The 14,389-nt window shown below is 59.4% G+C and carries 15 protein-coding genes; 7 read left to right on the top strand and 8 right to left on the bottom strand.

What is annotated here, in order from left to right:
• The first annotated feature begins 12 nt into the window (after window positions 1-12).
• Both JMY24_RS26805 and JMY24_RS26800 read left to right on the top strand, forming a co-directional pair.
• Window positions 13-1,323, top strand: coding sequence for an MFS transporter (locus JMY24_RS26805; RefSeq protein ID WP_201703225.1), 1,311 nt, complete (start codon window positions 13-15; stop codon window positions 1,321-1,323).
• Between the two features lie 114 nt (window positions 1,324-1,437).
• Window positions 1,438-2,022, top strand: a complete 585-nt coding sequence (locus tag JMY24_RS26800; protein WP_128597690.1) for a CGNR zinc finger domain-containing protein — start codon at window positions 1,438-1,440, stop codon at window positions 2,020-2,022.
• A 196-nt stretch (window positions 2,023-2,218) separates the two neighbouring features.
• On the opposite strand, the gene JMY24_RS26795 is transcribed toward JMY24_RS26800, so the two are convergent.
• Window positions 2,219-3,100, bottom strand: a complete 882-nt coding sequence (locus tag JMY24_RS26795) for an alpha/beta fold hydrolase (RefSeq protein ID WP_201703224.1) — start codon at window positions 3,098-3,100, stop codon at window positions 2,219-2,221.
• A 342-nt stretch (window positions 3,101-3,442) separates the two neighbouring features.
• Here JMY24_RS26795 and JMY24_RS39280 point away from each other — a divergent pair, with 342 nt between their 5' ends.
• A complete protein-coding gene (locus JMY24_RS39280) occupies window positions 3,443-3,706 on the top strand; it encodes a TMEM175 family protein (RefSeq protein WP_328809266.1) in 264 nt (87 codons plus the stop codon).
• Here JMY24_RS39280 and JMY24_RS26785 read toward each other — a convergent pair.
• Window positions 3,612-5,372 carry an MOSC and FAD-binding oxidoreductase domain-containing protein gene (locus JMY24_RS26785; RefSeq protein ID WP_128597689.1) on the bottom strand — a complete coding sequence of 587 codons (1,761 nt, stop codon included), beginning with the start codon at window positions 5,370-5,372 and terminating at the stop codon, window positions 3,612-3,614. The genes JMY24_RS39280 and JMY24_RS26785 overlap by 95 nt on opposite strands.
• Before the next feature lie 488 nt (window positions 5,373-5,860).
• On the opposite strand from JMY24_RS26785, the gene JMY24_RS26780 reads away from it, so the two are divergent.
• On the top strand, window positions 5,861-6,469 hold the full coding sequence (locus JMY24_RS26780) for a TetR/AcrR family transcriptional regulator (RefSeq protein ID WP_128597688.1): 609 nt from the start codon (window positions 5,861-5,863) through the stop codon (window positions 6,467-6,469).
• Window positions 6,470-6,578: 109 nt separating this feature from the next.
• Window positions 6,579-7,268, top strand: a complete 690-nt coding sequence (locus JMY24_RS26775) for a type 1 glutamine amidotransferase domain-containing protein (protein ID WP_128597687.1) — start codon at window positions 6,579-6,581, stop codon at window positions 7,266-7,268.
• A 118-nt stretch (window positions 7,269-7,386) separates the two neighbouring features.
• On the opposite strand, the gene JMY24_RS26770 is transcribed toward JMY24_RS26775, so the two are convergent.
• Both JMY24_RS26770 and JMY24_RS26765 read right to left on the bottom strand, forming a co-directional pair.
• On the bottom strand, window positions 7,387-8,148 hold the full coding sequence (locus JMY24_RS26770; protein WP_128597686.1) for a glucose 1-dehydrogenase: 762 nt from the start codon (window positions 8,146-8,148) through the stop codon (window positions 7,387-7,389).
• Window positions 8,149-8,245: 97 nt separating this feature from the next.
• Window positions 8,246-9,460: an MFS transporter gene (locus tag JMY24_RS26765; protein WP_128597685.1), complete on the bottom strand. Its 1,215-nt coding sequence runs from the start codon at window positions 9,458-9,460 to the stop codon at window positions 8,246-8,248.
• Between the two features lie 136 nt (window positions 9,461-9,596).
• Here JMY24_RS26765 and JMY24_RS26760 point away from each other — a divergent pair, with 136 nt between their 5' ends.
• Window positions 9,597-10,598: a LysR substrate-binding domain-containing protein gene (locus JMY24_RS26760; protein WP_128597684.1), complete on the top strand. Its 1,002-nt coding sequence runs from the start codon at window positions 9,597-9,599 to the stop codon at window positions 10,596-10,598.
• A gap of 84 nt (window positions 10,599-10,682) precedes the next feature.
• Window positions 10,683-11,189 carry a GNAT family N-acetyltransferase gene (locus tag JMY24_RS26755; protein WP_128597683.1) on the top strand — a complete coding sequence of 169 codons (507 nt, stop codon included), beginning with the start codon at window positions 10,683-10,685 and terminating at the stop codon, window positions 11,187-11,189.
• Between the two features lie 93 nt (window positions 11,190-11,282).
• Here the strand turns inward: JMY24_RS26755 and JMY24_RS26750 are convergent, their stop codons facing one another.
• The 4 genes from JMY24_RS26750 to JMY24_RS26735 form a co-directional block, all read right to left on the bottom strand.
• Complete coding sequence (locus JMY24_RS26750) at window positions 11,283-11,576, bottom strand: cupredoxin domain-containing protein (RefSeq protein WP_236597531.1); 294 nt, start codon at window positions 11,574-11,576, stop codon at window positions 11,283-11,285.
• Window positions 11,577-11,661: 85 nt separating this feature from the next.
• Complete coding sequence (locus tag JMY24_RS26745) at window positions 11,662-12,609, bottom strand: metallophosphoesterase family protein (RefSeq protein WP_128584256.1); 948 nt, start codon at window positions 12,607-12,609, stop codon at window positions 11,662-11,664.
• Between the two features lie 307 nt (window positions 12,610-12,916).
• Entirely contained in the window at window positions 12,917-13,708 is a 792-nt protein-coding gene (locus JMY24_RS26740) for an anti-sigma factor family protein (protein ID WP_236597520.1), read from the bottom strand.
• Window positions 13,705-14,244, bottom strand: a complete 540-nt coding sequence (locus JMY24_RS26735) for a sigma-70 family RNA polymerase sigma factor (RefSeq protein WP_128597681.1) — start codon at window positions 14,242-14,244, stop codon at window positions 13,705-13,707. The genes JMY24_RS26740 and JMY24_RS26735 overlap by 4 nt, the downstream gene beginning before the upstream one ends.
• Window positions 14,245-14,389: the final 145 nt, after the last annotated feature.

Genomic DNA, 14,389 nt, shown 5'->3' with positions numbered 1-14,389 from the left:
CGGGAGGAAAGCGTGAGCGCGGATCGTGCACAGCAATCAGTGGAGCGTGAAGCACCCGCGCGCCCATCGTCCCGAAGCCTGCGCGGTCTGGATGCCCTCAATTTCCTGATGGCCGATGTGCGGGACGGTTTGGGGCCTTTCCTGTCGGTGTACCTCAAAGGCACCCAGCATTGGAGCTCGGGGAACATCGGCCTCGTCATGGCCGCGAGCGGCATAGCAGCGGCAATCTGCCAGGTTCCTGCCGGCCTGATCGTCGACGCAGTTCGCGTGAAGCGCATGTTGATCGCAATATCCGGTTTGCTGGTCGGAGCCGGATGTCTTCTGATCGCATTTTTCCCGAAGCTGCCAGCCGTGCTCGCCGCGCAGATCACGCTCGGCGCAGCGTCGGCGATCATTCCCCCCTGTCTTGCCGCGCTGAGCCTTGGCGTGGTCGGTCACCGGCTGATGCCCGCGCGAATAAGCCGCAACGAAGGGTTCAACCACGCAGGGAACTTCACGGCCGCGATCCTGGCGGGCGGGCTTGGACAGTATGTCGGCGTCAGATGGCTGTTCTATCTCGTATGCGGCTTCGCAGTAGCGAGCGCCCTCGTGGTCCTGTTGATCCACCCGAAAGAAATCGACCATGAGCTTGCGCGCGGTGCCGACAGTACTTCGGATGAGCACACGCGCCACGACCCGCTTCCCTTCTCGGCGCTATGGAAGAAGCGTGACCTGAAGGTGTTCATCGTCTCGGTGCTGCTTTTTCACTTCGGCAACGCGGCTATGCTGCCGCTCGCGGGCCAGGTCATCGCCAAGGTCCATCCGGGAATGGATGTCATCGCACTGAGCGCGTGCGTGATCGCGGCGCAACTCGTCATGGTCGCAGTCGCTGCGGGTGTGGGCCGCGCGCTACGCCGGGGAATTGGACGCAAGAGCATCTTCCTCGTTGCGCTCGCTGTCTTGCCGGTGCGAGGTGTCCTCTTTTCTATGACGAACAGCCCCTATGCGGTGGTCCTGATCCAGTTACTCGACGGGATTGCTGCCGGCATCTTCGGCGTGATCGGCGTGGTCATCGCGTCAGACGTGATGCGTGGAACGGGGCGGTTCAACCTCGCTCAGGGTCTAATGGCGCTTGCAGTCGGGATAGGCGCGGCGCTCAGCAATGTCACGGGGGGATATGTCGTCGAGAAGTTCGGCTTCGCGACGGGCTTCCTCACCCTGGCTGCAATTAGCGTCTTCGCGCTAGTCTTTTTCGCAGTGTTCATGCCAGAAACGCGGCCCGACGATGATACCGAAACCACCCCGGGCGCGCGGCCGTCAGAATTGATTTCTGCTCGCGGCTGATTGCACAAAGAATGAATGCATGTGCTTGCGATTGCGGTTGGCCAAGAGTCACCATAACTTGTTATATGCACTTTCAATGGTTACAATTACAATCAGGTTACCGGAGAACGCCTGATGCCCGCCCAAGAATTCCTGATACTTGCCGACGACCCCGCGCTGGATTTTCTCAACACTCTCGCGCAAGGTGAAGAGGGGCCGGTGGAGTACCTGGCAACCAATAAAGACGTGGTAGCCTGGTTGAAGAGAATGGGATATCTCGGCGAGCGGCACCAGCGCGCCTTTCCGCGTGACGTTTTGGCGGACACAGCGCGGGCGTTGAGGGAAATGATCCGGAAACTGGTTATGCAGCGCAAACATGGCAAGAACGTTGATATTGGCGCGCTTAACTCTTTTCTAATGCACGGCAGATACACAGTGCAACTTGCACGGGCAAGCAACGGCACGTTCGAAGTAAGAGACCACTTTGATATCGACACGCCTGAACAGCTTTTGGCGCCGGTAGCCCGGGCTGCTGCGGAACTGATCGCGACGGGCGACTTCGATCTTGTTCGCAAGTGCGAGGCAGACGATTGCGTACTATGGTTCTATGACAGAACCAAAGCCCATCGTAGACGCTGGTGCAGCATGGCCCTTTGCGGGAACCGTCACAAAGTAGCCCAATTTCGCCAGCGTCAGAAGGACAACACGGAACTCGAGTAAAGCGCTCGGTGGGGCAATACATCCTTCCCCACCCCGACTTTCCGATAACGAGAACCGCGCCATCCACTTTGAAAGCACACTCGGCCTTTGTCGCAATAGGCAGCTGCGCCCTATTCGCGGTGTACGTCGCCCATTTTTCTGTTCGCTTAGTTCGTCTCGACTGCGGCTAGTCCAAACGACGACGATGCACCACGAATCACGAAAGTTTGCCAAGCAACTCCTTGATCGCAGACGCAATCTCTTGCGCGTGCGTTTCAACGGCGAAGTGTCCGGTATCGAGCATCGTCACCGTCGCTTGCGGGATATCACGGCGGAACGCCTGGGCGCCAGGCGGAATAAAGAACGGATCATGCCTGCCCCAGATAACCAGCGTGGGCGGTTTCACGTCGCGGAAGAACTTCTGGAACGTCGGATACATCTTCACATTCGACGCATAGTCCAAAAACAGATCCAGCTGGATATCTTTCTGGCCTGGACGCTCGAGCAGCGCCGCATCGAGTGTGTAGGACTCCGGCGCGATCGAGTCCGGATTCGATACTCCGTGCACATACTGAAACCTGGTTCCTTCGAAATTCAGCACTGCGTCGTGCACCACTTGCCGGTTCGCCGCCGAAGGTTCAGCCCAGTACTTTCTGATCGGCGCCCAGGCGTCGCCCAAACCTTCTTCGTACGCATTGCCGTTTTGCGAAATCAGCGCGAGCACGCGGTCCGGGTACTTCAGTGCCAGACGAAAACCTGTCGGCGCTCCATAGTCGAACACGTAAATCGCGTAGCTCGTGAGTCCGAGCTTGTCGACAAATGCCGCCACTGTCTCCGCCAGTGCATCGAACGTGTATCTGTAGCCACGCGATGCCGGAACGTTCGTAAAGCCAAAGCCCGGTAAGTCCGGCGCGATTACCCTGTAGCGGTCTGCAAGTCGTGGAATCAGATCGCGGTACATGTGGGACGACGATGGAAAACCGTGCAGAAGTAGGACCACCGGTGCGTCCTTCTCGCCTGCTTCCCGATAGAACATATCGATGCCATCCGCCTCGACACGCTTGATCGATACAGATGGAATGTGATTTCCGTTTGACATGGTAGACCTCCAGTAGAGACGCAAGATCGAGTCGACTAGGCTGCGAGTTGTGGCCTCTATGCTAGACGTCTTTTGTAACTTTTCAAAGTGCTTTTTAATGGTTACTAGACATGGGGCTGTACCGTTGCCCCTGGATCAAACGTCTTTGTCATGCCCTCGCATTGACCGCCGCTTCAGCCGTTGCGATCACCAATGAGCGAAGCGCCAATGGACAAGGGTCAATCCAGCGATGCATGCGTCGGACCGGCCGGATTCTGCAGTTCATACTTCGGCGGTGAGCAGCGGTGTTGGTGACTACAATCACAACTGGATCCGCGCATTGCTCACCGCAGGGGGCGAACGATGCCGAATGGAAAAATGAGCGCCGACCGGCTGACCGCATTCACGGACGGGGTCTTCGCAGTCATAGTCACGATCATGGTGCTGGAGTTGAAGGCGCCCGATGGCCACGTATCTCTGGCCGTCCGTAAGGTTCGTCGAGGTACGCACCCCGTCAACCACGCTCGATCATTCAAAGATCGATCACCACGTCGTCCCGCGGTCTGCAGCAGCAGATCAACACGTTCCCGCGTGCCGGTGGATCGAGCGGATCAGGATCGTAACTGATGGAACCGGAGACTAATCCGCTCTCGCAGTTGTGACAGACGCCCGTGCGGCACGACCATCTAACGGGAACATCGCATGCCTCGGCCAACTCCAGAATGCTTTGATAAGTCGAGCCGTTCCAATGCGCAGCAATGCCACTGCGTGCGAACGAGACTAGTGGACCGGTGTTGGCCTCGTCTACGGGACGATGTGGCGTTCGTTTCTGCGAATCGACAATACCAGGATTCAACGACTCTCCGCCGTTGAAAGTTTCGGCATGGAGCCGCTCCGGCGCGATGCCCAAAGCGGCCAGCGCCTTTTTCATGTCGACCATGAAAGGCGCCGGTCCGCAAAGATAGACGTCCGCTCCAGGAGAAACGCCGACCTCGCTGAGGATGTGTTGCGACAGTCGCCCGGTCGCATCGAAATCCTCACCGAGCCGGTCATGCGGTCCCGCCGCGGTATAACAAACGTAGCTGCGGCCATGCACGAGCGCGAGCATAAAGCGCCGCGCTTCCGCGGCAAATGGATGATGCTGCCGGTCACGCGCCGTATGCAGCCACAAGACCTGCCGCGTCGAGTGTTGCGACGACAGCTCGTGCAGCATAGCCAGAACAGGTGTTGCGCCGATTCCTGCGCTAAGCAGCACTACGGCGCCGTCTCCAGGCTGCAGGACAAAGCTTCCACGGGGCGAACTGATATCGAGCGTATCGCCTGCCCGCACGTTCTGGCGCAACCAGGCTCCAGCCAACCCATTAGGCTCGATTTTCACGCTGATGCGGTAACTTCCTGTCGACAGCGCACTCGATAGCGAGTAGCTGCGAAAGAGCGGCGGCCCGTCCCCCGTCGGTTGAAGACGCAGCACAACATACTGGCCCGGCAAGGCCGGTTGCAGTTCACCGTCCGGACTTTTCAGCGTGAACGACACGACGTCTGCGGACTCCTCTTCGATAGTGGCCACCGTGAGCGGCCGGAATCCCGGCTGAACCGCGTGGCGCGCCGCCGCGGGCGCTAGCCCGGCGTTCCCACTGGCAGAGCCGGTCGTGCGGCTGTCGAGTAACGCCTCGAACGAGGAACGCCATCCCGGCGACAGCGCTTCAATCCGCAACGCTCGTTCGAGTAGATTCAGCGGATGATCCGGCGAATAGAGCAGCGCGTTGATCTGCGCGACGGTCATTTGCTCTTTTGCCTCGTCGACTTTCACTATTTCATCGCCCGCGCCCACTTCACCCTCATGCACGACGCGGAGATAGAACCCAGGTCTTCCACTGGATGTGAGCAAGGCCGGCATTCGCGGCTCGTTCGTTCGGATGCCGACGCGATAGCAGGTGACGCGCGGTTGCGTCACCTCGAACAGCGCGCTGCCGATCCGATAACGGTCGCCAATGCACACCACCGAGTCGGGCAGTCCTTCAACCGTGAAGTTCTCGCCAAAGTGTCCGTGCACGAAGTCGGACCTGTTCAGCTCCTGCTGCCAGTGCCGGTACGAATCGATCTGATAGACGAAGACAGCGCGCTGCTCTCCACCGTGCCCCGCCAGGTCACCTTGACCGTCGCCCGCCAGATTCAGCCGCGCCGCCCAGCAGCGACCTTGCACGGGACTCTTCCAGATGCCGGTGTAAACAGTACGGCCTTTCCACTCGATGTCTCGCGGAAGTCCAACATTCACCGATAGCAGTCGAGCCATTGTTTGCTCCGCAGTTGGGCGAGCTCGCGACTGCACGCCGCCGTCAATGATGTTTGCGAACGGGCGACACCTTGTCGACCATCAGGTCGCGATCGGGGCCGTGCGCAATCGCTGTCTGGCCTGGTTCAAGATAGAGTTGTCGGCCGTCGAGATGCAAGGTGACCATGTCCGGCGCAAAAGAACATGATGTCGGCAATGCGGCGCACCTCGCTGTAGCTCTCGCGGTAGCCCCATGCTGCGAGACGTGCGTCGCCGATGTCGTAGTAACTGCAGATTCGGTTGTAAGAGTAGAAGGTCTGGTATGCGACGGGATTGAGTTCTGCCGACTTCGACAGTGAATAGTAGGCGGCACATAGAGCCGGCGCAACGACGGCCGCTAAGCGCTATGGTCAAAGGGCGTCCTTCCCCGTAGGGGTGCAGGCGCCTGGTAACTTCGCTTGATCGAAAAAGTAGTAGACGACTGGTCTACTAGCCTATACAGTGCACACATGGCTACCGCAAACATCACCGAGTCGGCTGACACTCGCGAGAACATCATCGCCGTCGGACAGCGAATCATCGGCGCGAAAGGTTTTTCAGCCGTGGGGCTGAACGAGATCCTGTCCGCCGCGGGCGTGCCGAAGGGTTCGTTTTATCACTACTTCGGTTCGAAAGACGCGTTCGGCGTGGCGCTGCTCGAAAGTTACTTCGACGAATACCTGGCCGACCTCGACAATACGCTGGGCGAGCCCGGTTTGACGATGGCGGAACGCCTCATGAATTACTGGCAGATCTGGCAGGAAACTCAGTCATTCTCCGACTGTCAGGGCAAGTGTCTTGCCGTCAAGCTCGGCGCGGAAGTTGCGGATATGTCCGAAGCCATGCGCGCCACGCTGAAGCGCGGCACGTCGGGCATCATCGAACGGTTGGCGCGCGCTATTCAGGCCGGCGTGGAGGAAGGCTCCCTTTCGGTCAGCGAAGACCCGTCGAGCGTCGCGCAAAGTCTCTATCAGCTTTGGCTGGGCGCGAGCGTGATGGTCAAGATCGTGCGCAATCTGCAGCCGTTCGAGACCGCCATGGCGAGCACCCGGCTGATGCTTCACCCGGTTTCCGGCTGAGAAGCAGGTAACAAGCGGCACTTCGGCGAAGTGTCTTCCTTAGCCTTTTTTACTAGACGACTGGTCTACTATGTAGCAGGCTCAACGTCCCACTCGAAGGAGAAGCAACATGAAAGTACTGATGGTTCTGACCTCGCACGATCAATTGGGCAACACAGGCCGCAAGACCGGATTCTGGCTCGAAGAACTGGCAGCGCCCTACTACGCGTTCAAGGACGCCGGCGCGGAGATCGTGCTTGCGTCGCCGCAAGGCGGGCAGCCGCCGCTCGATCCGAAGAGCAACGAGCCGGCCAATCAGACCGACTCAACCCGTCGCTTCGAGACCGATGCAGCGGCGAAGGCGCAACTTGCGGCCACGGTTCGCCTCGACAGTGTTTCGCAGGCGCAGTTCGACACGGTCTTCTATCCGGGCGGTCACGGGCCACTGTGGGATCTCGCGGAAGACCGGCATTCCATCGAATTGATCCAGTCGTTCATCGCTGCCGGCAAGCCCGTTGCGCTTGTGTGTCACGCGCCGGGCGTGCTGCGCCATGTCACCACGCCGGACGGCAAGCCCCTGGTTCAGGGCAAACAGGTGACGGGCTTCACGAATTCAGAGGAAGCCGCGGTGGGGCTGACCGAGATCGTGCCGTTCCTCGTGGAAGACGAACTCAAGGCCAAGGGCGGCATCTATTCGAAGACCGAAGACTGGGCGCCGTATGTCGTCACAGACGGTCTTCTGATTACCGGTCAGAACCCTGCTTCGTCGTCGTCCGCAGCCGCGACTCTGATGAAGCACCCGGCACTCGTTGCGCAATAACGAAAGCAGACTCGGCGGCGCGAGCTGTCATATGGCTGCCGAGGGGCAGCCGTTGGGCAGCTTATGGCAGTCGCGCCGCCAACGTTATCGCCGGTGTCGCCGGCGTGGCACCCCGCTTTCACTTGCCGCCAGTGACATCGAGGAAAGTGCCGGTGATGAAAGAGGCCTCGTCGCTTGCGAGCCATAGGATTGCCCGCGCAACCTCTTCGGGCTGGCCGCCTCTTCCCATTGGAATCGAGTCTTTGACGCGATCCACTCGTCCTGGCTCGCCGCCGCTGGCATGCATGTCAGTGTAGATGTGGCCGGGGCGAATACAGTTGACGCGTATCCCGTCCCGCGCAACTTCCTTGGCGAAGCCGGTTGTGAATGTTTCAACGGCGCCCTTCGATGCAGCGTAGTCGACATATTCGTTCGGACTGCCAAGCCTGGCCGATGCCGATGAAATGTTGATCACGACGCCGCCTCGTCCTTTGTAGCGATGCGACATCCGCTTCACCGCCTGTTGCGCACAAAGGATCGGGCCTATCGAGTTGACCGCGAAGATACGCTGCATCCGCGCGAAATCGAGATTCTCCAGTCTGGACTGCTGCGCAATTATCGCGGCGTTGTTCACCAGTACATCGATCCGGCCGAACTTCCGGTCAATCGCGGCAAATAGCTGAGCGACCTGCTCAGGATCCGCGCTATCTGCACGCACGGCTAGAGCCCGGCGCCCAAGAGCTTCGACATCGGCCGCCACGGTAAGGGCGGCAGATTCATCGGAGACGAAGCTGATCGCTACATCGTAACCTCGTGCGGCAGCAAGCCGCGCAGTCGCCGCGCCCACGCCACGGCCTCCGCCCGTTATCAGAATCAACGGGGCCTGCGAAACACTATTCATCGAGTGAACCTCCATATGATGGCGAGATATTGATTGGGACTGAGACCGAGCCGATGCGGGCTGTTGACCAGGAGCCAGGCGTGCGCCGCGAACGAACTCACGTCGTGCGCAAATGCGGCCGAAGGACAAGCGTCAGTGGCAAGACGGCCAGCGCCGTGGCCGCCGTCGCAATAGTGGCACCGTGTACACCGATTTGATCGCCGAGAAACCCGTAAGCGACCGGAGAGAGGGCTCCCGACGCGATGGTGCCGGTATAGAAAAGCGCAAACGCTCGCTCGGTACGCTCGACCGAAGTCAACTCCGGCACCGTGCCGTATAGAACGGACGATGTCCCGTTGAGCATCGCGCCAAGCAGCGGCAACAAGACCATGGCGGGCGTCAGTGGGAGGTAAATCACGGCAAGAATCAACGCTGCGGTACCGCCTTCGGTCGCGAATACAGTACCGATCACGCCCACGCGAGCGCCGAGCCAGCCACAAACGAACTTGCCGGCGGCGCCACCAATGAAAACGAGCGCGAGCGCCGTGCCCATTATCGGTTGCGATATGCCTTTTGCTTTCAGGAGAAATGGCAGGAAGGTCAATAGGCCCATCCGCACGGCTGTGTCGAGCACGCCGATCGTGAAGAGCAGTGAGAAGCCGGATCGCGAATCGTTGCTGTGCTGCGTTGACGTTTTCTCCATGGAAGCACCGTCACGCGGTATCGATGGGAGAAAAAGTGCAATCACTGCCGCCGCTAAAACGCCAACGATCGACACGGCCCAAAGCGCATGGCGCCACGGCATGATGGTAATGAGAAGCGAGATAGCCGCCGGAAGCGCGGATTTTCCGAGGTCGCCCGAAAAATTGTAGACGCTGAGCGGCCCTCGGGCGTTGCGTCCATACACGCGCGAGACTGCTCCCGAAGCCAGCGGATGCTGCGTGCTTGAGCCACCTCCGGAGATGGCGAGCGCGACACATAAGCCGACCAGGGTTCCAGACATACCTGCGACGGCATAGCCGAGCGCGGCGAGAAACGTGCCGAACGCAAGTGTCGCGCGCGTGCCGAATGTGCGGGCGAGGCGTCCAGCGGGCAATTGCAGCGTCGCCATGGTGCCGGCGTAGACGCCGCGCAAGATCGCCAGGGCGCCGTAACTGAGTCCGAACTCCGCCTGCCATACGGGCAGCAACGCGTAGATCATGTCGGTGTACCCGTCGTGCAGCGCGTGCGCCATGCACGAGAGCCACAAGACGCGCGTGCGTGAGACGGAACTCGACTGACCGGGTCCGTCAGTTACATCCGTCGTAGGGGATGAGAAAGAGAAAAGTCTCATAGTCCAATGAAATGGCGCAAGCGCGGGCCATCGCGACAGCTGGCGCGTTTCGTTACAGGAGACCCCTAGTCTAGGTTCGTCCAGAACCCGCCACAACTGACGTAAAATTGGGTTAGACGGGAGAAAAAGTCACCACATGGGTACAAACAAACGCACGGAGAAAGACGCTGAAAAGTTGCCGCCATTGAATGCGTTGCGGCACTTCGAGGCGGTCGCCCGCCTGGGGAGTTTCGCCGCTGCGGCGAGCGATCTGCACGTCACCCACTGGGCAGTCGGCAAACAGATCCGGTTGCTGGAAGACTGGTTCGGCGTTCCGCTCTTTGAGCGCCGCTCTCGCGGCGTCGTTCCTACCGATCAGGGCGCGGCTCTACTGAACGATGTCGAAGGCGCATTTGCGCGGCTGAGCAGCTCGGTCACCCGGTTGCGCCACAAATCCATTACGCGTCGTATAACCGGTGTAGTACGTGTGAATACGCTGGCGAGCTTCGCGTTGTGCTGGCTAATACCGCGCCTGGCAGATTTCCAGGCGCGCTACCCGGACATCGAAGTTCGGCTCTCGACGACCTCACGCAAGTTGCGTTATGTCGGCGATGCCTTCGACGTCGGCGTGCGCTCAGGACCCGAGGACGCGGCAGGCCTCACGTCAACGACGCTGATGCCCGACTTGCGTCTGCCCGCGTGCAGTCCAGCGGTGCTGAAAAGCCACCCTATCAGGACGGTCGCCGATCTGCGAAATCACACGCTCCTTCACTCAACGAGCACCCGCACAGCCTGGTCCGACTGGTTACGGGAGGCCGGCGCACCAGGCTTGCAGGGTGCGCGCCATCTCGACTTCGATCATGTTTTTCTCCAACTTGGCGCAGCAGCTGAAGGCCTTGGCGTAACGTTGGCGTCGCTGCCGCTCATCGAGCGCGAGATCGCCACGGGGCGTCTCGTGTGTCCTATAGCAGAGCCGGCAGGGCGCGGACCCGATTACACGTTGGTCGTGAACACGGATCGCGCGGACGATGACGCGGTCATTGCATTCAAGAAGTGGATCGTGACGGCGGCGGCGCAGAATTCGGCGGAGCCAGGTCCAAGCGAACGTGCGCGAAAAATTCGTCGAACTACGCCTCGCACGGAACGATCGCGGCGTTAGTTGTCGACGCGGGACGTGACATCGTCGAAAATCGACAATCGATCAATCTGCGACATAAGCTGTGACACAAGGGATTCGCCGAAGATGCTTGTACGTCTACTTGGCACACAGGACGCGCCTTCGTTCCACTCCCTTCGCCTCTGCGGACTCAGAGAAGCACCCACGTCTTTCGCGTCCAGCTACGAAGAGGAAGTCGACCGTTCGGCTGATGTCATTGAAAGCCAGCCGGCGACACGAATCGACCGCGGAGTATTCGGTGCTTTTGAAGGCTCGCGTCTGATAGGAATAGCTGGACTCGGACGCGAGAACCGGCGAAAACTGAATCACAAGGCCTTCCTGTGGGGCGTATATGTCGCGCCCGACATGAGGGGTTCAGGCGTTAGCAAAACGCTCGTCGCCGAGGTGCTCGCCTTCGCGCGGTCCATCCCTGAGATCACACAGGTGAACCTGACCGTGAACGCAAACAACCCGGCGGCAATCCACGTTTATACGTCGCTCGGGTTCGAGCAGTTCGGACGGGAGCGAAACTCCTTGATGGTCGACGGACACACGTACGACGAAGTACACATGTCACTGCATTTCGGCCGTTAGTAACAAACGCGTAAACGAAACGCATAAACGGCCGGCGACCGACTCGCCCTAATAAGTTGGTATTTCAGCGCCCGCCTGTCTACTCGAGTACATTTACTGCACAGTAATCGTCTCCTTCATATTCGGATGTATGCTGCAGAAGACCTTATAGACTCCCGGCTTATCGAACTTGAACTGGTAAGTGTCGTTCTGATCGAGCGCGGCTGAGCGGAAGAGACCCGCATCGTTGACAACCACGTGCGGTTCGCTATCAAGGTTTTTCCAGGTCACGGTCGCCCCGGCTTTGACCGTAAGCGACATCGGCGAGAACATAAAATCCTTGATGACAACAGTGCTGGACTGCTGAGCTTGCACGACGGCGGAAATAGCACACATTGCAATGAGCATCGCCACTCCAACACCGATAACAAAGGCGTAGCGAAAGGTAGTCGTTTGCATGATTGGATCCTCGTTGGTAGCCAGGGTCTTGCGCTCAGACGAGCGTCGTATCGGCGAGCGTCGCTCTCACTGGATGCCGCATGATCTTGACGCTCGTTACGCCCAGCATCCGTGGGAGTTCTGCACTGGACACCGTAAGCGGCCCGGGTCCTGGCCCGTTGCCAGCTGTCGGCTGCGGATAGGCTGTCGAGCGAGCGGTATGGAAAGTAACGTTGCCTTCCACTTTCGATACGATCTGATGGATATGGCCGTTTAGCACGGTCACCGACCCGAAGCGCTTCAGATAACTCATAGCCTGTCCCGCATCGCCAGTACCCCAACCCCACGGTTCGTAGATCGTCCACATCGGCATGTGCGCGAAGACCACGATCGGCGTACTCGAAGAGCGGCCCTTCAGATCTTTCTCCAGCCACTCGAGTTGCTCGTCGCCCAGGCTTCCCAGGCCATTAGTCTTGAAGTGCATTACGTTGACGAGACCAACAAAATGCACGCCACTGTGGTCGAAGCTGTAGTAACCCTTGTTGTCCGACGCTTGACCGAAACGTTTGAAATACTCCGCCCCGGGTCCATCGGTAACATCGTGCTCGCCCGGCACGGTGTGCAGTTCGGTAATGTTCAGGCCCGACATCAGCTGCGCCGCGAGGTCGAACTCCTCAGGCTTCGAAAGATGCGTGATGTCGCCTGTATGAATCGTCAGCGCCGGTTTAACGGGCATTGCGTTGACGAAATCAATTGTCTGCTTGAGCGTGCCCGCGACGTCCGGATTCGCTTCCTTTTTGAAGCCAATGTGTGAGTCGCTGATCTGCAGGAAGAGCGGGACTCCTCCCGAGCCTGCTGAAGCGTCCTTGGGTGTGGCCGCGAGGGCCAAATCTACCGGCAAAAGAACACCGCCGGTTAATACAAACACGGTGCCCACGCCACCGAACGCTAAACATTTAAGTACGCCCCGGCGCGACGGATCGGATGGATGATCTGACGACATATTCACCTCACAATGGAGATTGATGAGGCAGGCGGCTGGACCAGCCGGCTGCGTTCAATCAGTAGACTGCGGGGGAATGTGATTTATTCCATGGCGGTCGCTGCGTCGCATTGGGGATGCCGCAATTCAGCACTTCATTGCACAACAGAGGCGTGTTGCACGTCACAATCTTTAGTAACCCGAAATAATAAAGATCCGTTTGACAATACGCGTTCCGTTTCGGAATGTTCACGACGACCGGCGCAACAACGCAATGGCCGGGATTCCGTCGCGCCCCTGCGATTACAACGCGCGTGCAGCGCTGCGGCTACGAAGCGGGATGCGCAAGCAGAGTCGTTATGAAGCCGTTCAGTTCCGCTTTACCGGCGTCGGTGATCGCCCAGTAATTCATCCCCGCGACGCTCCAGTGGGCGACGTGATAACCCTTCTCCTCGTAAATGCGCGGCGGCGGAGCGCCTGCATCGTTACCTGGCCACACGTAAAGATTGACCGGGTGCAACTTGTAGCGATACACCATCACCGCAACCGACCGGCCGTTAAGATAATCGAGCCGGCCACCGATCAGCGGATACCCCTGCTGCGCGAGGTCGACTACTGGCGGCGCGAAATCGAGCTTCCCGTCGAACCAGGGCTTGACCGTATGCCGGTCCGTTGAGATCACGTCGGAGAGGTGGTTGACCTGCAATGAGCGAACATGACTGTCGACGAGTTCCTCCGTCAGGCGCGTCTCGCCGGAGGGCGCCGCGACGAACAGACTCGCGCCTCCCACTAGCGCGACAATGCTCAACACCATCGCGCCAACCGGTGACCAACCGAGCGACCGGCCCGCGGACCGCCCGCCGAACCGATCGCGCAGCCGTTGCCAGAGCGAGGGGGGCCCCGGCAGCGCAGCCTTGATCCGTTTCACCAGCTCCGGCGGTGCATCCATGCGCAAATCCGCCTGCCTGAGCTGCGCGTTGACCTGACGATCTTGCTCGTAAATCCGTCGGCATTCCTCGCAGGTTGCGAGGTGGCGTTCGAAATCAAGCGACTCCGACAGGCTCAGTTCCTCGTCGATATAGCCTGGCAGCAGTTGCAACGCCTGTTCGTGATCCATCATGCCTCCTCATCCGTCGGTGCGAGCAGTAATGCGAGTTGCCGGCGCCCGCGCCCGAGGCGAGACATCACAGTGCCCATCGGAATGCCCACGATGGCCGCAATCTCCTTGTACGACAAGTCTTCCAGTTCGCGCAGCACGATCACTTCGCGATACTCCAGGCTCAGACTCTGCAATGCCTTGTGCACCCGTTTCCGGCTTTGGCTGCGGATCAGTACGGCTTCCGGACCGTCGTCCCGATCAGCGGCGCCGGTTTCGAGGCTATGCATTTCTTCCTCGAACATCGTGGTATCTGCCGTGTGACTCCGGTTCTGGAGGTACCACGTGTAGAAGGTATTACGCACGATGCTCAAGAGCCACGCGCGCGCGTCATCCCCGCGAAATCCGCCAAAGAACCTGAACGCGCGAAGGTACGCCTCCTGGACCACGTCCTGTGCATCCTGGTCGTTATGCGTGAGCCAACGCGCAACGTTGAAGGCCGAATTCATATGAACTAACACGAGCTTCTCGAAGCGCTGCACGGTAATCGGATCGGCCATCTCTCGGAATCCCTGCTGTAACGGCAAAGTGTGACCGACCAACAGCAGACTGCCGGCGTGTCACTTTTATTCCCGAAGTGCAAAATCCATCTGGTGCTCGTACGAGACTAGCCTAACGGCTGCGGAAGGCACAAGGCTGATTGCC

Origin of the sequence: Paraburkholderia kirstenboschensis (assembly GCF_904848585.1) — a bacterium.
Lineage (GTDB): Bacteria > Pseudomonadota > Gammaproteobacteria > Burkholderiales > Burkholderiaceae > Paraburkholderia > Paraburkholderia kirstenboschensis.
This window is presented reverse-complemented; position numbering and strand designations above follow the sequence as displayed.

What these genes read in the sequence shown, in the direction of transcription:
- JMY24_RS26765 (WP_128597685.1), bottom strand. Translation starts at nt 9,460, where the DNA reads ATGAGACTTTTCTCTTTCTCATCCCCTACGACGGATGTAACTGACGGA.
- JMY24_RS26745 (WP_128584256.1), bottom strand. Translation starts at nt 12,609, where the DNA reads ATGTCGTCAGATCATCCATCCGATCCGTCGCGCCGGGGCGTACTTAAA.
- JMY24_RS26795 (WP_201703224.1), bottom strand. Translation starts at nt 3,100, where the DNA reads ATGTCAAACGGAAATCACATTCCATCTGTATCGATCAAGCGTGTCGAG.
- JMY24_RS26775 (WP_128597687.1), top strand. Translation starts at nt 6,579, where the DNA reads ATGAAAGTACTGATGGTTCTGACCTCGCACGATCAATTGGGCAACACA.
- JMY24_RS26740 (WP_236597520.1), bottom strand. Translation starts at nt 13,708, where the DNA reads ATGATGGATCACGAACAGGCGTTGCAACTGCTGCCAGGCTATATCGAC.
- JMY24_RS26735 (WP_128597681.1), bottom strand. Translation starts at nt 14,244, where the DNA reads ATGGCCGATCCGATTACCGTGCAGCGCTTCGAGAAGCTCGTGTTAGTT.
- JMY24_RS26800 (WP_128597690.1), top strand. Translation starts at nt 1,438, where the DNA reads ATGCCCGCCCAAGAATTCCTGATACTTGCCGACGACCCCGCGCTGGAT.
- JMY24_RS26770 (WP_128597686.1), bottom strand. Translation starts at nt 8,148, where the DNA reads ATGAATAGTGTTTCGCAGGCCCCGTTGATTCTGATAACGGGCGGAGGC.
- JMY24_RS26750 (WP_236597531.1), bottom strand. Translation starts at nt 11,576, where the DNA reads ATGCTCATTGCAATGTGTGCTATTTCCGCCGTCGTGCAAGCTCAGCAG.
- JMY24_RS26760 (WP_128597684.1), top strand. Translation starts at nt 9,597, where the DNA reads ATGGGTACAAACAAACGCACGGAGAAAGACGCTGAAAAGTTGCCGCCA.
- JMY24_RS39280 (WP_328809266.1), top strand. Translation starts at nt 3,443, where the DNA reads ATGCCGAATGGAAAAATGAGCGCCGACCGGCTGACCGCATTCACGGAC.
- JMY24_RS26785 (WP_128597689.1), bottom strand. Translation starts at nt 5,372, where the DNA reads ATGGCTCGACTGCTATCGGTGAATGTTGGACTTCCGCGAGACATCGAG.
- JMY24_RS26755 (WP_128597683.1), top strand. Translation starts at nt 10,683, where the DNA reads ATGCTTGTACGTCTACTTGGCACACAGGACGCGCCTTCGTTCCACTCC.
- JMY24_RS26780 (WP_128597688.1), top strand. Translation starts at nt 5,861, where the DNA reads ATGGCTACCGCAAACATCACCGAGTCGGCTGACACTCGCGAGAACATC.